The sequence below is a fragment of the Kitasatospora brasiliensis genome (genome assembly GCF_032654805.1).
Classification (GTDB): Bacteria; Actinomycetota; Actinomycetes; order Streptomycetales; family Streptomycetaceae; genus Kitasatospora; species Kitasatospora brasiliensis.
The window spans coordinates 346,412-367,726 of record NZ_JAUOOW010000003.1 but is presented as its reverse complement, the minus strand read 5'-3'; the positions used below and the strand labels follow the sequence as shown (position 1 = coordinate 367,726).

Annotated in this window: 2 protein-coding genes; both read right to left on the bottom strand. The window is 76.0% G+C overall.

The window, feature by feature from the left end:
• Nucleotides 1-35: 35 nt before the first annotated feature.
• A complete protein-coding gene (locus QWJ13_RS13980) occupies nucleotides 36-10,532 on the bottom strand; it encodes an SDR family NAD(P)-dependent oxidoreductase (RefSeq protein WP_432277522.1) in 10,497 nt (3,498 codons plus the stop codon).
• Complete coding sequence (locus QWJ13_RS13975) at nucleotides 10,504-21,258, bottom strand: SDR family NAD(P)-dependent oxidoreductase (protein ID WP_316524360.1); 10,755 nt, start codon at nucleotides 21,256-21,258, stop codon at nucleotides 10,504-10,506. The genes QWJ13_RS13980 and QWJ13_RS13975 overlap by 29 nt, the downstream gene beginning before the upstream one ends.
• Nucleotides 21,259-21,315: the final 57 nt, after the last annotated feature.

Here is a 21,315-nt window from a genome sequence, read left to right as displayed (position 1 = left end):
GGCGGGATCCGCCGGGCAGGCCGCCCTGGGTCCTGCTAGTCGAACTTGCCGAGCTCACCGTCCAGGAGGTCGAAGAGCTCGTCGGCGGTGGCCGTGTCCAGCTCCGGACCGCTCTGCCCGGCCGGCTCCTGGTGCGCCTCCCCGGCCCACTTGGCGGTCAGGGCCCGCAGGCGCAGGGCGACCCGGGAGCGCTGCTCCTCGTCGACCGAGCCGGCGGCGGCCGCCTCCAGCAGGGACTCCAGGCGGATCACCTCGGCCTCGACGTCCGGCGCACCGTCCACGTCCTCGACCAGTTCGTCGAAGAGGTGGTCGGCGATGGCCGCCGGGGTCGGGTAGTCGAAGGTGAGGGTGGAGGACAGCCGCAGACCGGTGTCGGCGCCGATCCGGTTGCGCAGCTCCAGGGCGGAGAGCGAGTCCACGCCCAGCTCACCGAAGCCGCGCTCCGGGTCCACCGCCTCGGCGCCCGCGTGTCCGAGCACCTCCGCGACGTGGCCGCGCACGGTGTCCAGCAGCAGCTGCCGGCTCTGCGCCGGGGAGAGCGCCGCGAGCCGCTCGGGCAGCGCGACCTGCTGCGGCTTGTCGGCCGCGGCCGGCGCCGCCTGGGCGGTGCGCCGGGCCGGGGTCCGGGCGGCCAGCGCGCGGACCATCGGGGGCGCCTGCTCGGTCGGGCGCACCCGCATCGGCAGCAGCAGCGGCCGGTCGGAGGTCAGCGCCCGGTCGAAGAGCGCGAGCGCCCGGTCGGCCGACAGCGGCTCGATGCCGTCCCGGGAGAGCCGGCGCAGCTCCGCCTCGCCGAGCGAGCCGGCCATGCCGGAGCCGGTGTCCCACAGGCCCCAGCCGAGCGCGATCGCGGGCAGCCCGGCCTCGTGCCGCTGGGCCGCCAGGGCGTCCAGGAAGGCGTTGGCCGCGGCGTAGTTGCCCTGCCCGGCGGCCCCGAGGGTGGCGGCGGCCGAGGAGAACAGCACGAACGCCTTGAGGCCGAGGCCCTCGGTCAGCTCGTGCAGGTGCCAGGCCGCGTCCGCCTTGGGGCGCAGCACCGCGTCCATCCGCTCGTCGGTGAGCGCCGTGACGAGGGCGTCGTCCAGGACGCCCGCGGCGTGCACCACCGCGGTCAGCGGGTGCTCGGCGGGGACGGTGTCGAGCAGGGCGGCCATCGCCGCGCGGTCGGCGGCGTCGCAGGCGGCGACCGTGACGGTCGCGCCCAGCTCGGCCAGGTCGGCCAGCTCCTCCGGCATGGCGCCGGTGCGGCTGGTCAGCAGCAGGTGCCGCACGCCGTGCTCGGTCACCAGGTGGCGGGCGAGCAGGCGGCCGAGGCTGCCGGTGCCGCCGGTGACGAGCACGGTGCCCTCGGCGTCGAAGGCCTGGGCGGCCTCGCCGGCCGTGGCGTCGGCCAGCCTCGGGACGTACGCCCGGCCGGCCCGCAGCGCGAGCTCCGGTTCGCCGGTGGCGACCGCCGCCGCCAGGGCGGCCTCGGAGGCCGGGTCCTCGTCGAGGTCGACCAGGACCAGGCGGTCGGGGTGTTCGACGGCCGCGGCCCGCACCAGGCCCCAGATGCCGGCCTGGGCGAGGTCCGGCGCGCCGTCCACGGCCACCGCTCCACGGGTGACGACCACCAGCGGCGCGGCGCCGTCGGCGCGGTCCTCGGTGAGGCGCTCCTGGAGGAGGGCCAGGGCGCGGTGTCCGGCCTGACCGGCCCGGGCCGGGGCGAACCCGTCCTCGTCGACGGTGACGGTCACCGTGTCCGGGGCCGTACCGTCCTGGAGGTCCGCCAACGGGACCGGCTCCCAGTGCAGTTCGTACAGGTCGCCGGAGCCGGGGGCGGCCGCGGCCGCGTTCAGCTGCTCGGCGGTCACCTGCCGGATGCGCAGCGCGGAGACCACGGCGACCGGTGCGCCGGCGCCGTCGAAGAGCTGGAGGCCCAGCTGCTCGGTGCTCTGCGGGGTGAGCCGCAGCCGCAGGGCCGAGGCGCCCGCCGCGTAGAGGGTGACGCCCTCCCAGGAGAACGGCAGGGTCATCACCGTCGGGTCCTGACCGTCGAGCAGGTCGATGGCGTGCAGCGCGGAGTCGAGCAGCGCCGGGTGCAGACCGAAGCCGGCCGGGTCGGCCTCCTCGGGCAGGGCGAGCTCGGCGTAGACCTCCTCGCCCAGGCGCCAGGCGGCGCGCAGGCAGCGGAACAGCGGGCCGTAGCCGTAGCCCTGGTCGGCGAGGCGGTCGTAGCTGCCGTCGAGGTCGACGGGCACGGCGCCGGCCGGCGGCCAGGCTTCGAGCGCGGCGGGTTCCGGCGCGGTCGGCGGGGCCAGCACGCCGGTGGCGTGCCTGGTCCAGGCGCCGCCGTCCTCGGTGCGGGCGTGCACGGTGACCGGGCGGCGACCGGAGTCGTCGCCGGCGCCGGTGACCACCTGGAGCTGGATGCCGCCCTGGGCGGGCAGCACCAGCGGCCGCTCGATGGCCAGTTCCTCGACCAGGGCGCCGCCGACCCGGTCGCCGGCCTGGACGGCCAGCTCCACGAAGGCGCTGCCGGGCAGCAGCACCACGTCGGCGACGGCGTGGTCGGCCAGCCACGGGTGGGTGCTCAGCGAGAGGCGTCCGGTCAGGGCGACGGTGTCGCTCTCGGCCAGCCGCAGTTCGGCGCCGAGCAGCGGGTGCCCGGCCGCGGCCTGGCCGAAGCCGGCCGCCTCGCGCGGCCCGGAGGGACCGTCGTCCAGCCAGAGCCGGCGGCGCTGGAAGGCGTACGTCGGCAGGTCGATCCGGCGCACCGCCGTCCCGCCGTAGAGCCGCTCCCAGTCGATCGGGACGCCGCGCACCTGGAGCGCGCCGAGCGCGGTGGCCAGGGCGACGGGCTCCTCCTTGTCCCGGCGCAGCAGGGAGACCAGCGCCGAGCGCTCCTGGTCGGCCAGGCAATGGGTGCCCATGGTGGAGAGCACCGCGTCGGGGCCCAGCTCCAGGAAGGTGCGGACCTGCTCGGCCTCCAGCGTGCGGATCGCGTCGGCGAAGCGGACGGACTCGCGCACGTGGCGCACCCAGTACTCGGGCGAGGTCAGCTCCTCGGTGGTGGCCCGCTCGCCGGTCAGGGTGGAGACGATCGGCACGCTCGGCGGGGCGAACGCGAGGCCGCGGGCGACCTCGGCGAACTCCGCCAGCATCGGGTCCATCAGCGGCGAGTGGAAGGCGTGGCTGACCGGCAGGCGCTTGGTCCTGCGGTGGGTGAAGGCGGCCTGGAGGGCGGTCACCGCCTCCTCGGTGCCGGACACCACGACGGCGTTCGGCCCGTTGACGGCGGCGATGCCGACGGCCTCGCCGAGGTGCGGGAGCACCTCCTCCTCGGTGGCGTCGACGGCCAGCATCGCGCCGCCGGCGGGCAGCGCCTGCATCAGCCGGCCGCGGGCCGCGACCAGGCGGGCGGCGTCCGGCAGGCCGAGCACGCCCGCGACGTGGGCGGCGGCCAGCTCGCCGATGGAGTGCCCGGCCAGGACGTCGGGCCGGATGCCCCAGGACTCCAGCAGCCGGAAGAGCGCGACCTCCAGGGTGAACAGGGCGGCCTGGGTGGTGGCGGTCTGGTTCAGCGGCTCGGCGTCGGCGCCGAAGACGAGCTCCTTGAGCCCCTCGTCGAAGTGGCCGCAGACCTCGTCGAAGGCCTGCCGGAACACCTCGAAGCGCTGGTACAACTCCCGTCCCATGCCGGGGCGTTGGGCGCCCTGACCGGTGAACAGGAAGGCCAGCTTGCCGGCCACCGGCTTGCCGCGCAGCAGTCCGGGCGCGCTCTCACCGGCCGCCAACGCGGCCAGCGCGGCGGCGAGTTCGTCCCGGTCCTGGGCCACCAGGGCGGCCCGGTGGGCGAGTTCGGCGCGGCCGGTGGCCAGCGAGTAGGCGAGGTCGGCGATCGGCGCGTCCGCCAGGGCGGTCAGCTTGGCGGCCTGGCCGGCCAGCGCCTCCGGGGTGGCGCCGGAGAGCAGGACGGGCAGCAGCGGGGGCTCGGTGCCGGTCGGCTCGGCGGCCGGCTCGGTGACGGCCTCGATGATGGTGTGGGCGTTGGTGCCGCTGATGCCGAAGGAGGAGACGGCGGCACGGCGCGGGCGCTCGACCTCGGGCCAGTCCCGGGCCTCGGTGAGCAGCTTGACCTCGCCGGCCGTCCAGTCGACCTTGCTGGAGGGCTCGTCCACGTGCAGGGTCTTGGGCAGTACGCCGTGGCGCATCGCCTGGACCATCTTGATCACACCGGCGACACCGGCCGCGGCCTGGGTGTGCCCGATGTTGGACTTGATCGAGCCGAGCCACAGCGGCCGGTCGGCCGTACGGCCCTGGCCGTACGTGGCCAGCAGCGCCTGGGCCTCGATCGGGTCACCCAGGGTGGTGCCGGTGCCGTGCGCCTCCACCACGTCGACGTCCGCGGTGGACAGCCGGGCGCTGGCCAGCGCCTGACGGATCACCCGCTGCTGCGAGGGCCCGTTGGGCGCCGTCAGACCGTTGGACGCGCCGTCCTGGTTGACGGCGGAGCCGCGGATCACGGCCAGCACCTCGCGCCCGTTGCGCCGTGCGTCGGAGAGCCGCTCCAGCAGCAGCATGCCCGCGCCCTCGGAGAGCGTGGTGCCGTCCGCGCCGTCGGCGAAGGACTTCGCCCGGCCGTCGGCGGCGAGGTTGCGCTGCCTGCTGAAGTCCACGAACGTGTCCACGGTCGACATCACCGAGACACCGCCGGCCAGGGCGAGCGCGCACTCGCCGCCGCGCAGCGCCTGCGCCGCGAGGTGCAGGGCCACCAGCGAGGAGGAGCAGGCGGTGTCCACCGAGAGGGTCGGTCCCTCCAGGCCGAGGGTGTAGGCGACCCGGCCCGAGGCCACGCTGCCGAGGCTGCCGTTGCCCAGGTAGTCCCGGACGTCCTCCGGGGCGTTGCTGAGCCGGCTGCCGTAGTCGTGGTACATCACACCGGCGAACACGCCGGTGGAGCTGCCGCGCACCGAGTGCGGGTCGATGCCGGCCCGCTCCAGCGCCTCCCAGGAGGTCTCCAGGAGCAGCCGCTGCTGCGGGTCCATGGCGATCGCCTCGCGCGGCGAGATGCCGAAGAAGTCCGGCTCGAAGTCGGCCGCGTCGTACAGGAATCCGCCTTCGCGGGAGTACGTCCGGCCGGCCTTGCCCGGCTCCGGGTCGTACAGCCCCTCGATGTCCCAGCCGCGGTCCTCCGGGAACGGCGAGATGCCGTCGACGCCGTCGGCCAGCAGCTGCCACAGCTCCTCGGGGGTGCTGACGCCGCCGGGGAAGCGGCAGGCCATCGCCACGATCGCGATCGGCTCGTCGCCGTCCGACTGGGCGCCGGCGGCGGCCGGTACGGGGGCCTCCTCCTCGGCGCCGAACAGCTCGGTGCTCAGGTGGCCGACCAGGGCGGCCGGGTCCGGGTAGTCGAAGACCAGGGTGGCGGGCAGCCGCAGCCCGACCGCCTGGCCGAGCCGGTTGCGCAGCTCCACCGCGGTCAGCGAGTCGAAGCCCCACTCCCGGAAGGCCCGGCGCGGGTCGAGCACCATGTCCGAGTCGTGGCCGAGCACGGCCGCGACATGGGTGCGGACCAGTTCGAACAGGGCCGCGTCGCGCTCGGCCCGGCCGAGCGCGGCCAGCCGGTCCAGGGCGCTGCCGGAGGCCGAGGGCGCCGCGGCGGCGGTGCGCCGGGCGGCCGGGCGCAGCAGGCCGCGCAGCAGCGGGGCGACGGTGCCCGCCGAGCGCAGCGCGGGCAGGTCCAGGCCGATCGGCACCAGCAGGGCCCGGTCCCCGGCGAGCGCGAGGTCGAGCAGCGCCATGCCCTCGTCGGTGGAGATCGGACGCACCCCGGCGCGGGCCATCCGGACCACGTCCGCCTCGCTCAGGTGGGCGGTCATCCCGGTGCGCTGCTCCCAGAAGCCCCAGGCCAGCGAGAGGCCGGGCAGGCCGAGCGCGTGGCGGTGCTGGGCCAGGCCGTCGAGGAAGGCGTTGGCCGCCGCGTAGCCGGACTGGCCGGCGCCGTCCACCGTGCCGGCGGCCGAGGAGAACAGCACGAAGGCCTTGAGGTCGAGGCCGGCGGTCAGCTCGTGCAGGTGCCAGGCCGCGTCCACCTTGGGGCGCAGCACGGCGTCCAGCCGCTCGTCGGTGAGCGTGGTGACCAGGCCGTCGTCCAGCGCGCCGGCCAGGTGCAGCACGGCGGTCAGCGGGCGGTCGGCGGGGATGTCGGCGAGCAGCCCGGCGAGCTGCTCGCGGTCGGCCGCGTCGCACTTGGCGAGGGTGACCTCGGCGTCCAGGTCGGCGAAGTCGTCCTGGGAGACGCCGCTGCGCCCGGCCAGCAGCAGGTGGCGCACGCCGTGCTCGGCCACCAGGTGCCGGGCGACCAGCGCGCCGAGCACGCCGGTGCCGCCGGTGATCAGCACGGTGCCCTCGGGGTCGAGCGGGCTGCCGGTGCCCTGGGGGGCGCTGCGGGCCAGTCGGGGGACGTGCACCTTGCCGTCGCGGACGGCGAGTTGGGGCTCGCCGGTGGCGGCGGCCGCGGCCAGTGCCTGCTCGACGGTGGTGTCCTGGTCGGCGTCGACCAGGACGAACTGCTCGGGGTTCTCGCCCTGGGCGGCGCGGACCAGGCCCCAGACGGCGGCCGCGGCGAGGTCCTGGACGCCTTCGGCGCCCACCGCCACCGCTCCCCTGGTGAGCACCACCAGGCGGGAGTCGGCGACCTTGTCGCTGTCCAGCCACTGTCGCACGGTCTCCAGCACCTGGGCGGCGGCCGCCCGGGTGCCGGCCACCGGGTCGCCGTCCCGGCGCACCGGCAGGACGGCGAACTCCGGTACGGTCGCCAGCTCCGCGAGGCCGCCCTCGCCGAGCACCGCGTGGCCGGGCACCGGGCCCTCGGCCGCGACGGCCGGCCAGTCGAGCCGGAACAGGGCGTCGGCGCGGCCGGCCGCGCCGAGCGCGGCGGGGTCGACGGCGCGGGTGGTCAGCGCGTCCACCGAGGCCACCGGGGAGCCGGTGGTGTCGGCGAGTTGGATGGTCAGGGCGTCGGTGCCGGTGATCCGCAGCCGCAGGGCCTTGGCGCCGGAGGCGTACAGCGAGACGCCGTTCCAGGCGAAGGGCAGTCGGGCCTGCTCGGGCTCCTGCTCGTCGCCGAGGCCCGCGGCGTGCAGGGCGGCGTCGAACAGCGCCGGGTGCAGGGCGAACGAGCCTTCCTCCACCGGGAGTTCGACCTCGGCGAAGACCTCCTCGCCGCGCCGCCAGGCCGCCTTGAGGCCCTGGAAGGCGGGGCCGTAGTGGTAGCCCTGGGCGGCCAGCGCCTCGTACACGCCGTCCACCGGGACGGGCCGGGCGCCGGCCGGGGGCCAGGCCGCCAGGTCGAAGCCGGCGTCGGCGGTGTCCGGCTCCAGCAGGCCGCTGGCGTGCCGGGTCCACTCCCCCTCGCCGCCCTCGGGGCGCGAGTGCACGGTCAGCGGGCGGCGGCCGGAGTCGTCCGACTCGCCGACGTGGAGCTGGAGTTGGACGGCTCCGCGCTCGGGCAGCAGCAGCGGCACCTCCATCGTCAGCTCGGCCACCCGGCCGCAGCCGACCTCGTCGCCGGCCTTGACGGCCAGCTCGACGAACGCGGTGCCCGGCAGCAGGACGGTGCCGCCCACCGCGTGGTCGGCGAGCCAGGGCGCGGTGGCGGTGGCGAGCCGGCCGGTGAAGAGCATGCCGCCGCCGTCGGCGACGGCGACCGAGGCGCCGAGCAGCGGGTGCCCGGCGGCGACCAGGCCGGCCGCGGTGACGTCGCCCACCGCCTGGGAGCTGCCGAGCCAGAACCGCTCGCGCTGGAAGGCGTAGGTGGGCAGGTCCACCTTGCTCACCGGCGTGCCGGCGAAGACCGCCGCCCAGTCCAGGGCGACGCCGTTGACGTGCGCCTCGGCCAGCGAGGTCAGGAAGCGCTCGGGGCCGCCCTCGTCGCGGCGCAGCGAGCCGATCCCGACGGCCTCGGCGTTCATCGCCTCGGCCGTCTCCGCGACGCTGTGCAGCAGCACCGGGTGCGGGCTGCACTCGACGAAGACGCCGTAGCCGCTGTCGAGCAGCAGCCGGGTGGTGCTCTCGAAGAGCACGCTCTGACGCAGGTTGGTGTACCAGTAGTCGGCGTCCAGGCCGGCGGTGTCGAACAGTTCGCCGGTCACCGTGGAGTAGAACGGCACCTCGGCGGAGCGCGGGCTCAGCCCGGACAGCTCCTTCAGCAGCCGCTCGCGGATCGTCTCCACCTGGGCCGAGTGCGAGGCGTAGTCCACCGGCAGCCGCTTGGCGCGCACCTCGTCGGCGCGCAGCTCGGCGTGCAGCTGGTCCAGGGCGTCCGGGTCGCCGGAGACGACCACCGAGGCGGCGCCGTTGACGGCGGCCACCGAGAGCCGGCCCTGGTACGGGGCGAGCCGCTCGCGGACCTGCTCGGCGGCCAGCGCCACCGACATCATGCCGCCGCGCGCGGACAGGTCGTCGGCGATGGCCAGGCTGCGCAGGGCCACCACCTTGGCGCCGTCGGCCAGCGACAGCGCGCCGGCCACGCAGGCGGCGGCGATCTCGCCCTGCGAGTGCCCGATCACGGCGGCCGGGCGCACCCCGTAGGAGCGCCACAGCTCGGCCAGCGAGACCATCACGGCCCAGAGCACGGGCTGGACCACGTCGACTCGCTCCAGCGAGCCGGCGTCGCGGATGACCTCCAGCAGGTCCCAGTCGACGTGCGGGGCCAGCGCCTGGGCGCACTCGGCCATCCGGGCGGCGAACACCGGTGAGGCGTCGAGCAGTTCGGAGGCCATGCCGATCCACTGCGAGCCCTGGCCGGGGAAGACGAAGGCGGTCCGGGACTCGCTCTGGTGCCCGCCGCGCACCACGCCCGCCGCGGCGCGGCCGGCGGCGAGCTCGGTGAGCCCGGCGGCCAGCGCGGCGCGGTCGGCGCCGATCACCACGGCGCGCTCGCCGAGGGCGGCGCGGGAGGTGGCCAGGGTCCAGGCGAGGTCGGTCAGCGGGGCGCTGTCCAGGTGGTCGAGCAGCCGCTGCGCCTGGCCGGCCAGGCCCTGCTCGCCCTTGCCGGAGAGCACCAGCGGGAGCGGGCCGGTCAGTTCGGCGGCGGCCTGCGGCGCCTCGGGCTCGGGCACGCCCTCCAGGATCACGTGGGCGTTGGTGCCGCTGATGCCGAAGGAGGAGACGGCGGCCCGGCGGGCCTCGCCGCGCACCGGCCAGTCCCGGGCCTCGGTGAGCAGCTCGACCGCGCCCTCGGTCCAGTCCACCTGCGGGGTGGGCTCGTTGACGTGCAGCGTCTTGGGCATCCGGCCGTGGCGCATGGCCATGACCAGCTTGATCACACCGGCGACGCCGGCGGCCGCCTGAGTGTGGCCGATGTTGGACTTGATCGAGCCGAGCCAGAGCGGCTCGCCCTCGCCGCGCTCCTGACCGTAGGTCGCGAGCAGCGCCTGCGCCTCGATCGGGTCGCCCAGCGGGGTGCCGGTGCCGTGCGCCTCCACCAGGTGCACCTGGTCGGCGGTGAGCTTGGCGTTGGCGAGCGCCTGGCGGATCACCCGCTGCTGGGACGGCCCGTTGGGGGCGGTCAGGCCGTTGGAGGCGCCGTCCTGGTTGATCGCGCTGCCGCGGACCACGGCGAGCACCCGGTGCCCGTTGCGCTCGGCGTCGGAGAGGCGCTCCAGCAGCACCATGCCGACGCCCTCGCCCCAGCCGGTGCCGTCCGCCGAGGCGGCGAAGGACTTGCAGCGGCCGTCCAGCGAGAGACCGCGCTGGCGGCTGAAGTCCACGAAGGTGTCCGGGGTGGACATCACGGTGACGCCGCCGGCCAGCGCGTAGGCGCACTCACCGGTGCGCAGCGCCTGGACGGCCAGGTGCAGGGCGACCAGCGAGGAGGAGCAGGCGGTGTCCACGGTGACGGCGGGCCCTTCCAGGCCCAGCGTGTACGAGACCCGGCCGGAGGCGACACTGCCCAGGTTGCCGTTGCCGAGGTAGCCCTCGACGCCCTCCGGCACCTCGGCCAGCCAGCTGCCGTAGTCGTGGTACATCACGCCGGCGAAGATGCCGGTCCGGCTGCCGCGCAGGGCGTGCGGGTCGATGTTGGCCCGCTCGAACGCCTCCCAGGAGACCTCCAGGAGCAGCCGCTGCTGCGGGTCCATGGCGATCGCCTCGCGCGGCGAGATGCCGAAGAAGGCGGCGTCGAACTGCGGCGCGTCGTAGAGGAATCCGCCCTCGCGGACGTGGGTCTTGCCCGGCGCGTCCGGGTCCGGGTCGTACAGCCCCTCGACGTCCCAGTCGCGGTCGGCGGGGAAGTCCCCCACCGCGTCCACGCCCTGGTCGACCAGCTGCCACAACTGCTCGGGCGAGCTGACGCCGCCGGGGTAGCGGCAGCTCATCGCCACGATCGCGATCGGCTCGTTGGCCGCGGCCTCGATCCGCGTGTTCTGCTGGCGCAGCCGATCGTTCTCGATCAACGACTCGCGCAGCGCCTCGACTATCTGCTCGACAGATGTATCCACGGTAGGTGTCGCTCCCTGATTACTTGGCGTCGCTACGGTCGAGCGCAGTGCGGATGAGATCGGAGATGTCCATGTTCTTGATCGCCGAGGCGCGGTCGGCCTCGGGCTCGGCCGGCGCCGCGGCCGGGGCCGGCTTGGCGTCGGCGGGGGCGGCCTCGGAGAGCTTCAACAGCCGCTCCAGCAGGCCGGACTCGCGGAGCTTGGCCACCGGGATGCCGGCCAGCAGCTCGGCCACCCTGGCGTCGTCGGGCTCCTCGGCCGCCACGGCCGGCTCCGGGCGCAACCTGTCCAGCAGGTACGCGGCGAGCGCCGCCGGGGTGGCGTAGTCGAAGATCATCGTGGACGGCAGGCGCAGCCCGCTGACCGCGTTGAGCTTGTTGCGCAGTTCCACCGCGGCGAGCGAGTCGAAGCCCAACTCGGTGAAGGCGCGCCGGGGCTGGACGGCGGACGGACCGTCGTGCCCGAGGACGGCGGCGACCTGCGCGCGGACGGCCTCCAGCACCGCGTGCTCGTGGTCGGCGGCGGGCAGGGTGCCCAGTCGCTGGACCAGCGAGGCCACGGCCGGGGCGCCGGAGCCGGCGGCGGCCGCGTCCCGGCGGACGGCGGGCCGCACCAGGGAGCGCAGCACGGCCGGGACGGACTCGCCCCGCTCGCGCAGCGCCGCCAGGTCCAGGCGGGCCGGCACCAGGGTGGCGCGCTCGGCGCGCAGGGCCGCGTCGAACAGGGCCAGGCCCTCGGCCGGGTCCAGCGCGCCGATGCCGGAGCGCTCGATCCGCTCCAGGTCGGCCTCGTCGAGCTGGCCGCCCATCCCGCCGGCGCCCGACCACAGGCCCCAGGCCAGCGCGGTGGCCGCCAGGCCGTTCGCCGTGCGGTGCTCGGCCAGCGCGTCCAGGAAGACGTTGGCGGCCGCGTAGTTGCCCTGCCCGGTGGCGTCCAGGGTGCCCGCCGCCGAGGAGAACAGGACGAACCTGGTGATCTCCCGGTCCAGGGTCAGCTCGTGCAGGTTCCAGGCGCCGTCGACCTTGGGCCGCAGCACCGCGTCGATCCGCTCGGGGGTCAGCGAGCCGAACAGGGCGTCGTCCAGGACGCCCGCGGTGTGCACCACGCTGCGCACCGGGTGCTCGGCGAGCAGCGCGGCCAGCGCCGCCCGGTCGGCGACGTCACAAGCCACCACCTCGGCCCGGGCGCCGAGTTCGGCCAGCTCGGCCCTCAGCTCCACGGCCTCGGGGGTCTGGAGGCCGCGGCGCCCGGCGAGCACCAGGCTGCGCACCCCGTGCTCGGTGACCAGGTGGCGGGCCACCAGCGCGCCCAGGCCGCCGGTGCCGCCGGTGATCAGCACGGTGCCCCAGTCGGGGGCGTCCTGCTCGGTCTGCGGCAGCTGGACCCGGGCCAGGCGCGGCACCTGGACGGCGCCGTCGCGCAGGACGAGTTCGGGCTCGCCCGCGTCGAGGGCGGCGGCCAGCAGCGGCAGGGTGAGACCGCTTTCGGCATCGACCAGGACGATCCGGCCCGGGTCCTCGGCCTGCGCGGCGCGGACCAGGCCGCGCACGGCGGCGTCCGCCAGGCCCTGGGCGGTCAGCACCACCAGCGTCGCCTTGGCGTACCGGTCCTCGCGCAGCCACTCCTGGACGGGCCCGAGCACGGCGCGCAGCGCGGCGCGGACGGCCTCCGGGACGGGCCGGCCGGCCACCGGCGGCACCGGAAGCAGCAGCACGTCGGGGACGGCGTCGCCGAGCGCGGCCAGGTCGGGGTGGACGGGCACGTCGAGGCCGAGGCCGTCGGCGCCGAGCACCGCGAACTGCCGGTTGCCCACGCCCTGGACGGTCAGGTCCGGGCGGGGGGTCAGCTCCACCGTGTACAGCGAGTCCTGCTGGGGGCCGAGCTGGCCGGCCGCCACCGGGCGGGTCACGAAGGAGGAGACGGTGGCGAGCGGGGTGCCCTCGCCGTCGGCCAGCTCGATCCGGATGCCGTCGCCGTCCTGGCGGGTCAGCCGCACCCGGGCCGCGAAGGCGCCGCCGGTGTGCAGTTCGACGCCGTTCCAGGCGAACGGGAGCAGCACCTTGCCGTCCGCCGGTGCCTCGCGGCCCTCGTCCAGCAGGGAGGTGGCGTGCAGGGCGGCGTCCAGCAGCGCGGGGTGCAGCCCGAAGCGGGCGGCGTCGGGCCGCTCGGCGGCGGGCAGTTCGAGCTCGGTGAAGACCTCCTCGCCGCGCCGCCAGGCCGCCTTCACGCCCTGGAAGACCGGGCCGTACTCGTAGCCCTCGGCGCGCATCGTCTCGTAGAGGCCGGTGACGTCGACCTCGGTCGCGCCGGCCGGCGGCCACTGGGTGGTCGGCTCGGGGCGGTCGGCGGCGCGCTCGGCGAGCAGGCCGGTGGCGTTGGTGGTCCAGTCGGCCTCCTCGTCGCCCGCCGGGCGGGAGAAGATCCGTACGGACCCGCCGCGCGCGGCGACGACCTGGAGCTGGACGGCTCCCGACTCGGGCAGCAGCAGCGGCGCCTGGAGCGTCAGCTCGTCCAGGACCGGCAGGCCGAGCAGGTCGCCGGCCCGGATCGCCAGGTCGACCAGCGCCGTTCCCGGCAGCAGGACGGTGCCGAGGACGGCGTGCTCGGCCAGCATCGGGTGGGTGGCGCGGGACACCCGGCCGGTCAGCACCACCTCGTCGGAGGCGGCCAGCCGGATCCCGGCGCCGACCAGCGGGTGGTCCACCGGCGCCTGGCCCAGGCTGCCGGCGTCGCCCTTGGCGGCCGGGACGTCCAGCCAGAACCGCCGGTGCCGGAAGGCGTAGGTCGGCAGCTCGACGGCCCGGGGGGTGTAGTCGCCGTACAGCGCGGGCCAGTCCAGGGCGGCGCCGCGGGTGTGGGCCTGCGCGAGGGCGCCCAGCAGTTCGGCGACCTCGGGCTTGCCCTTGCGGGAGACGGAGGTGAAGAGCGCCTGGGCGTCGTCGGCCAGGCAGTCCGGGCCCAGGGCGGTCAGCACCGCGTCGGGGCCCAGCTCCAGGAAGGTGGTGACGCCCTGGCCGGCCAGCGTGGCGACGGCGTCGGCGAAGCGCACGCTCTCCCGGACGTGGCGGACCCAGTACTCGGGGGTGCCCAGCTCGGCGGCGCTCGCCGCCTTGCCGGTCAGGGTGGAGACGATCGGGATGGTCGGCTCGGCGTAGTCGAGTTCGGCCAGCACCGCGCCGAACTCGGCCAGCATGCCGTCCATCCGGGGCGAGTGGAAGGCGTGCGAGACGGTCAGCCGCTTGGCGCGCCCGAAGTGGGCCGCGACCTCCCGCACCGCCTCGGTGTCGCCGGAGAGCACCACCGAGCGCGGCCCGTTGACCGCCGCGACGCTGACCCGCTCGTCCAGCAGCGGCAGCACCTCGGCCTCGGTGGCCCGCACCGCGACCATCGCGCCGCCCTCGGGCAGCGCCTGCATCAGCCGGCCCCGGGCGGCGACGGCCTTGGCCGCGTCCGCCAGCGACCACACGCCGCTGACGTGGGCGGCGGCCAGCTCGCCGATCGAGTGGCCGGCCAGGAAGTCCGGGCGCAGGCCGAAGGACTCCAGCAGCCGGAACAGCGCCACCTCGGTGGCGAACAGCGCGGCCTGGGTGTGGGCCGTCCGGCTCAGCAGCTCGGCGTCGTCGCCGAAGACCACCTCCTTGAGCCCGCCGTCGAAGTGGGCGGCGACGGCGTCGAAGTGCTCGGCGAAGACCGGGAAGGCCTCGTACCAGGCGCGTCCCATGCCGGGGCGCTGCGAGCCCTGGCCGGAGAAGAGGAACGCCAGAGCGCCCTCGTCGACGGTGCCGGTGACCAGCCCGGGCGCCTCGGTGCCGGCGCTCAACGCGGCCAGGGCGGCGTCGAGTTCGGCGCGCTCGGCGGCCAGCACCACGGCGCGGTACGGGTGGGTGGCGCGGGTGGTGGCCAGCGCGAGGCCCAGGTCGGCGAGGTCCACGTCGCCGATGGCGGCCAGCTTCTCGGCCTGGGCGGCCAGTGCCTCGGGGCTGCGGCCGGAGACCGGCAGCGCCACCAGGGTGGGCGCGGTGCCGGTGGCCGGGGCGGCCTCGGTGAACGGCGCCGCTTCGAGGATGACGTGGGCGTTGGTGCCGCTGATGCCGAAGGAGGAGACGGCGGCGCGGCGCGGGTGCCCGGCCTCGGGCCACTCCCGGGCCTCGGTGAGCAGTTCGACGGCGCCCGCCGTCCAGTCCACCTGGTCCGAGGGGGCGTCCACGTGCAGGGTCTTGGGCAGCACGCCGTGGCGCATCGCCTCGACCATCTTGATCACGCCCGCGACGCCCGCGGCGGCCTGGGTGTGGCCGATGTTGGACTTGATCGAGCCCAGCCAGAGCGGGTGCTCCTCGGTGTGCTCCTGGCCGTAGGTGGCCAGCAGGGCCTGGGCCTCGATCGGGTCGCCCAGGGTGGTGCCGGTGCCGTGCGCCTCCACCACGTCGATCTCGGCGGCCGACAGCCCGGCACTGGCCAGCGCCTGGCGGATCACCCGCTGCTGCGAGGGCCCGTTGGGGGCGGTCAGGCCGTTGGAGGCGCCGTCCTGGTTGATCGCGCTGCCCCGCAGCACGGCGAGCACCCGGTGCCCGTTGCGCTCGGCGTCGGAGAGCCGCTCCAGCACCAGCATGCCGACGCCCTCGCCCCAGCCGGTGCCGTCCGCCGCGGCCGCGAAGGACTTGCAGCGCCCGTCGGCGGCCTGGCCGCGCTGGCGGCTGAAGTCGATGAAGGTGTCCGGGGTGGACATCACGGTGACACCGCCGGCCAGGGCGAGCGTGCACTCGCCGCCGCGCAGCGCCTGGGCGGCCAGGTGCAGGGTGACCAGCGAGGAGGAGCAGGCGGTGTCCACGGTGACGGCCGGCCCTTCGAGGCCGAGCGCGTAGGAGACGCGTCCGGAGAGCACGCTGCCGAGGGTGCCGTTGCCGAAGTAGGCGGCCACCTCCTCGGGGGCGTCGGTGAGCCAGCTGCCGTAGTCGTGGTACATCACGCCGGCGAAGACGCCGGTGGCGGTGCCGCGGACCGTCGCCGGGTCGATGCCGGCCCGCTCGAACGCCTCCCAGGAGACCTCCAGCAGCAGGCGCTGCTGCGGGTCCATCGCGACCGCCTCGCGCGGGCTGATGCCGAAGAAGTCGGCGTCGAACTCCGCGGCCCGGTAGAGGAATCCGCCCTCGCGGGAGTAGGTCTTGCCGGGCGTGCCCGGCTGCGGGTCGTAGATCCCCTCGGTGTCCCAGCCACGGTCGGCCGGGAAGTCCGCGATGGTGTCGACGCCGTCGGCGACCAGGCGCCACAGGTCCTCGGGGGACTCCACGCCGCCGGGGTAGCGGCAGCTCATCCCGACGATCACGATCGGGTCTTCGGCCGGGCCGGCGGCCGTCGCCACCGGCGCGGCCGGGGCTTCGGCCTCGCTGCCGAACAGGGTGTCGCGGATGTACTCGGCCAGCGCCTTCGGCGCCGGGTAGTCGAAGACCAGCGTGGCCGGAAGCCGCAGCCCGGTCGCCGAGTTGAGGCGGTTGCGCAGCTCCACGGCGGCCAGCGAGTCGAAGCCGATCTCGGTGAACGCCCGGGTCGGGCTGATCGCCGCGGCGCTGTCGTGCCGCAGCACGGCCGCCACCTCGGTGCGCACCAGCTCCAGCAGGGTGCGGTCCCGCTCGGCGACGGGCAGGGCGCTGAGCGCGTTGCCGCCGTCCTGGGCGCGGGTGCCGCGGGCGGCCGAGGCCCGGCGGTTGACCGGCCGCACCAGGCCGCTGAGCAGCGCGGGGACACCGTCGGTACGGCGGCGCACGGCGGCGGCGTCCACCTCGACCGGGACGACCCGGGCGGCGCCGGTGCGCACGGCGGCGTCGAACAGCCGCAGCGAGTGCGCCGCGTCCAGTCCGGGCAGGCCGTAGCGGGCGATCCGGGCCAGCGCCGCCTCGTCGAGCGCGGCGCCCATGCCGGCCTCGCCGGTCCACAGGCCCCAGGCGAGGGCGGTGGCGGGCAGGCCCAGCTCGGCGCGGTGCTCGGCCAGGGCGTCCAGGAAGGCGTTGGCCGCCGCGTAGTTGGCCTGTCCGGCGCCGTCGAGGACGGCGGCGAGCGAGGAGAAGAGCACGAAGGCCTTGAGGTCCAGCTCGGCGGTGAGCTCGTGCAGGTGCCAGGCGCCGTCCACCTTGGCGCGGAAGACCTCGGCCAGCGTCTCCTCGGTGAGCGACTCGATCACGCCGTCGCGCACGGTGCCGGCGGCGTGGACCACCGAGTCGACCGGGTGGGCGGCCAGCAGCGCGGCCACCGCGGCGCGGTCGCCCACGTCGCAGCCGACCACGGCCACCTCGGCGCCCAACCCCTCCAGTTCGGCCTGGAGTTCGGGGGCGGAGCCGCGGCGGCCGGCCAGCACCAGGCGGCGCACGCCGTGCTCGGCGACCAGGTGGCGGGCCAGCAGGCCGCCCAGGCCGCCGGTGCCGCCGGTGATCAGGACCCGGCCCCACGCGGGGGTCTCGGCCGCCGCCGAGGGCAGCACGGCCAGCCGGGGCGCGGTGAACTCGCCGTCCAGCAGCGACAGTTCGGGCTCACCGGTGGCGAGCGCGGCGGACAGCTCGGCCTCGGTGGGCAGGCCGGGGTGCTCGATCAGCACGAAGCGGCCGGGGTCCTCCGCCTGCGCCGAGCGGACCAGGCCGCGGACGGGCGCCTGGGCGAGCGCGGGCGAGGTGACCACCACCAGCGTGGCGTCGGCGAAGCGGTCGTCGGCCAGCCAGGCCTGGAGCACCCGCAGCACCCGGGCGGTGGCGCCACGGGCCGCGAGCGGCAGGTCCTCGGCGCCGGCCACCGCGGGCAGCACGACGGCCTGCGGCAGCGGGTCGGCCAGGGTGGTCAGGTCGGCCAAGGCGGTCAGGTCGGCGAGCTCGCCGTCCAGTACCGCGATCCGCAGCGGCTGCGGCTCGGCGGGCACGGCCAGCGGCGACTGCCGTACGGCGTAGAGGACTTCGTCGTCGGAGACCGGGCGGGAGACCAGGCCCCGGACGGTGGCCAGCGGAGCGCCGGTGGCGTCGGCGAACTCCAGCGCCAGGGTGTCCTTGCCGGGGTGGGAGATCCGCACCCGCACCGAGGCGGCGCCGGCGGCGTGCAGCGACACCCCGGTCCAGGCGAACGGCACCAGCACCTCGGCGCGGGGCTCGGCGCCCAGGTCGGCGGCGTGCAGGGCGGCGTCCAGCAGGGCCGGGTGCAGGCCGAACTCGGCCGCGTCGGCGACGAGTTCGGCGGGCAGCTCGACCTCGGCGAAGACCTCGTCGCCGTGCCGCCAGGCCGCCCGCAGGCCCTGGAAGGCCGGGCCGTAGCCGTAGCCCTGGGCTGCCAGGGTCTGGTAGACGCCGGTGAGGTCGATCGCCTCGGCGCTCTGCGGCGGCCAGTTGTCCAGCGGCCGGGGCAGCGGCTCGGCGTCGGGGGCCAGCACACCGCCGGCGTGCTGGATCCACTGCCCGGCGTCCGCGCCGTCCGCCCGGGAGTGGATGGTCAGCTGGCGGCGGCCGGTCTCGTCCGGCTCGCCCACCGCGACCTGAATGCCCACGCCGCCCTCGGCGGGCAGCACCAGCGGGGCGCCCAGGGTGAGTTCCTCGATCGCGCCGGCGCCCACGTGGTCGCCCGCGCGCACCGCCAGCTCGACGAACGCGGTGCCGGGGAAGAGCACCCGCCCGGCGATGACGTGGTCGCCCAGCCAGGGCTGGGCGCGCAGCGAGAGGTGTCCGGTGAGCACCACGCCGTCCGCGCCGACGGCCACCACGGCGCTCAACAGCGGGTGTCCGGCGGGCAGTTGTCCGATGTCGGCGAGGTCGGCGTGGGCCGAGCCCGGCTCCAGCCAGAACCGCTTGCGCTGGAAGGGGTAGTTCGGCAGCTCGATCCGGCGCCCGTCGCGGCCGGCGTGGAAGCGGGCCCAGTCCACCGGGACACCGGCGGTGTAGGCCGCCGCCAGGGCCTGCACGGCCTGCCGGGGCTCGGAGTGCTCGCGGCGCAGCAGCGGGGCGAAGACGGCCGGGGAGCCGTCCAGGCACTCCTGGCCCATGGCGCAGAGCACGCCGTCCGGGCCGATCTCCAGGAAGGTGTCGACGCCTGCGGCGGCCAGCCAGTCCATGGCGGAGGCGAACCGCACCCGGGCGGCCACGTGCTCGACCCAGTACTCGGGGGTCGCCACCGCGTCGGTGCACAGCTCGCCGGTGACCGTGGAGACGATCGGGATCTTCGGCGCGGTGTACTTCAGCACCTTGGCGATCCGGCGGAACTCGGTGAGCATCGGCTCCATCAGCGGCGAGTGGAAGGCGTGGCTCACCCGCAGCCGCTTGGTGCGGTGCCCGGCCGCGGCCAGCTCCTCGGCGATCCGCAGCACCTCCCGCTCGTCGCCGGAGAGCACCACCGCGCGGGGGCCGTTGACCGCCGCGAGGCCGACCAGGTCGGTGAGCAGCGGTGCCACCTCGGCCTCGGTGGCCTGCACCGCGACCATCGCGCCGCCGGACGGCAGGGCCTGCATCAGCCGGCCGCGCGCGGCCACCAGGATGGCGGCGTCCTCCAGGGTGAGCACCCCGGCGACGTGCGCGGCGGCCAGCTCGCCGATGGAGTGCCCGGCCAGGTAGTCGGGGCGCAGGCCCCAGCTCTCGGCCAGCCGGAACAGCGCGACCTCGATCGCGAACAGGGCGGGCTGGGCGTACTCGGTGTGGTGCAGCAGCTCGGCCTCGGCCGAGCCCTCGGCCGCGAACAGCACCTCGGTGAGCGGCAGGTCCAGCTGGAGGTCCAGGTAGCCGCAGACCTTCTCCAGGGCGGCGGCGAACACCGGGAACCCGGCGGCCAGTTCGCGGCCCATGGCCAGGCGCTGGCTGCCCTGCCCGGTGAACAGGAAGGCGAGCTTGCCGGGGCCGGCGACGGCGGTGGGGGCCTCGCCGGAGGCGAGCGCGGCCAGGGCGGCGCGCAGCTCCTCGCGGCTCTCGGCGACGATCGCGGTGCGGTCGGCCAGGCCGGCCCGGGTGGTGGCCAGCGCGTGGGCGAGGTCGCCGAGCCGGACCTGGTCGCCGTCCAGCAGCGGCAGCAGGTCCGCGGCGCGCTGGCGCAGGGCCTGCTCGCCGCGCGCCGACAGCACGTACGGCAGCACCCCGGAGTCGGCGGCGGGCTCTTCCACCGGCGGCTGCTCGTCCTCGGCGTCGTGCTCCAGCACGACGTGGGCGTTGGTGCCACTGACGCCGAAGGAGGAGACGCCGGCGCGGCGCGGCGCGCCGGTCTCGGGCCACGGCCGGCCCTCGGTGAGCAGTTCGACGGCGCCGGCCGACCAGTTGACGTGCGGGCTCGGGGCGTCGATGTGCAGGCTCTTCGGCAGGTAGCCGTGGCGCATGCTCAGCACCATCTTGATCACCCCGGCGACGCCGGCGGCGCCCTGGGTGTGGCCCAGGTTCGACTTGGCCGAGCCGAGCAGCAGCGGCGCGTCCTCGGGCCGGTCCTGGCCGTAGGTGGCGAGCAGCGCGGTGGCCTCGATCGGGTCGCCGAGCGTGGTGCCGGTGCCGTGGGCGTCGACGGCGTCCACCTCGGCGGCGCGCAGGCCGGCGTTGGCCAGGGCCTGGCGGATCACCCGCTGCTGAGCGGTGCCGCTGGGGGCGGTGAGGCCGTTGGAGGCGCCGTCCTGGTTGACAGCGGAGCCGCGGACCACGGCCAGCACCTGGTGCCCGTTGCGCTTGGCGTCGGAGAGCCGCTCCAGCACCAGGACGCCGACGCCCTCGGCGAAGCCGGTGCCGTCCGCGCCGGCGGCGAAGGCCTTGCAGCGGCCGTCGGGGGCCAGGCCGCGCTGGCGGCTGAAGGCAGTGAAGACGCCAGGGCCGCCCATCACGGCGACGCCGCCGGCCAGCGCCAGCGAGGACTCCCCCGCGCGCAGCGACTGGCAGGCCAGGTGGATGGCGACCAGCGAGGCCGAGCAGGCGGTGTCCACGGTGACGGCGGGGCCGAGCGCGCCGAGCACGTAGGCCACCCGCCCGGAGATGACGCTGGGGGCGTTGCCGGTCAGCAGGTAGGCGTCCAGGCCGTCGGGGGCCTCGTGCAGCCGCGGGCCGTACTCCTGCACCTCGGCGCCGAAGAACATGCCGGCCTCGGTGCCGCGCAGCGCCAGCGGGTCGACCCCGGCGTGCTCCAGGGCCTGCCAGGCCGTCTCCAGGACGAGCCGCTGCTGCGGGTCCATGCCCAGCGCCTCGCGCGGGCTGATGCCGAAGAAGTCGGCGTCGAACTCGGTGGCGGTGTCGATGAAGCCGCCGGCCCGGACGTAGCTGCTGCCGGGGGTCTCCGGGTCCTCGTCGAACAGCCGGTCCAGGTCCCAGCCGCGGTCGGTGGGGAAGTCGGAGAGCACCTCGCCGCCGTCGCGCAGCAGCTGCCACAGGCCGTCCGGGGAGTCCACTCCGCCGGCGAAGCGGCAGCCGATGCCGACGATCGCCACCGGCTCGTCCGCCGCGCCGAGGTTGGCGGTCGGGGACGGTTCGGGGGCGGCGGCGCCGAGCACCTCGGCGAGCAGCCGGTCGACCAGGGCGGCCGGGGTCGGGCACTCGTAGACCACGGTGACCGGCAGGTCGAGACCGGTGGCCGCGACCAGGCGGGCCTGGAGGTCGACCGAGGCCAGCGAGTCGAAGCCCAGCTCCCGGAAGGCGAGCGCGGTGTCCAAGGTGTCGGCCGCCTCCGGGCGTGCCGCCTTCAGCGCCGCCACCGCGGTGCGGCTCACGAGGTCGAGAACCAACCTCCGGTGCTCCGACGGCGCGGCATCGGCCAGCAGCCGGGCCAGTACTGAATCGGACCTGGACTCATTCATCCGCGCATCTCCACATTCGGCCAAGACCGTTTAGCAAACGAACAGTTACGCGGGGAC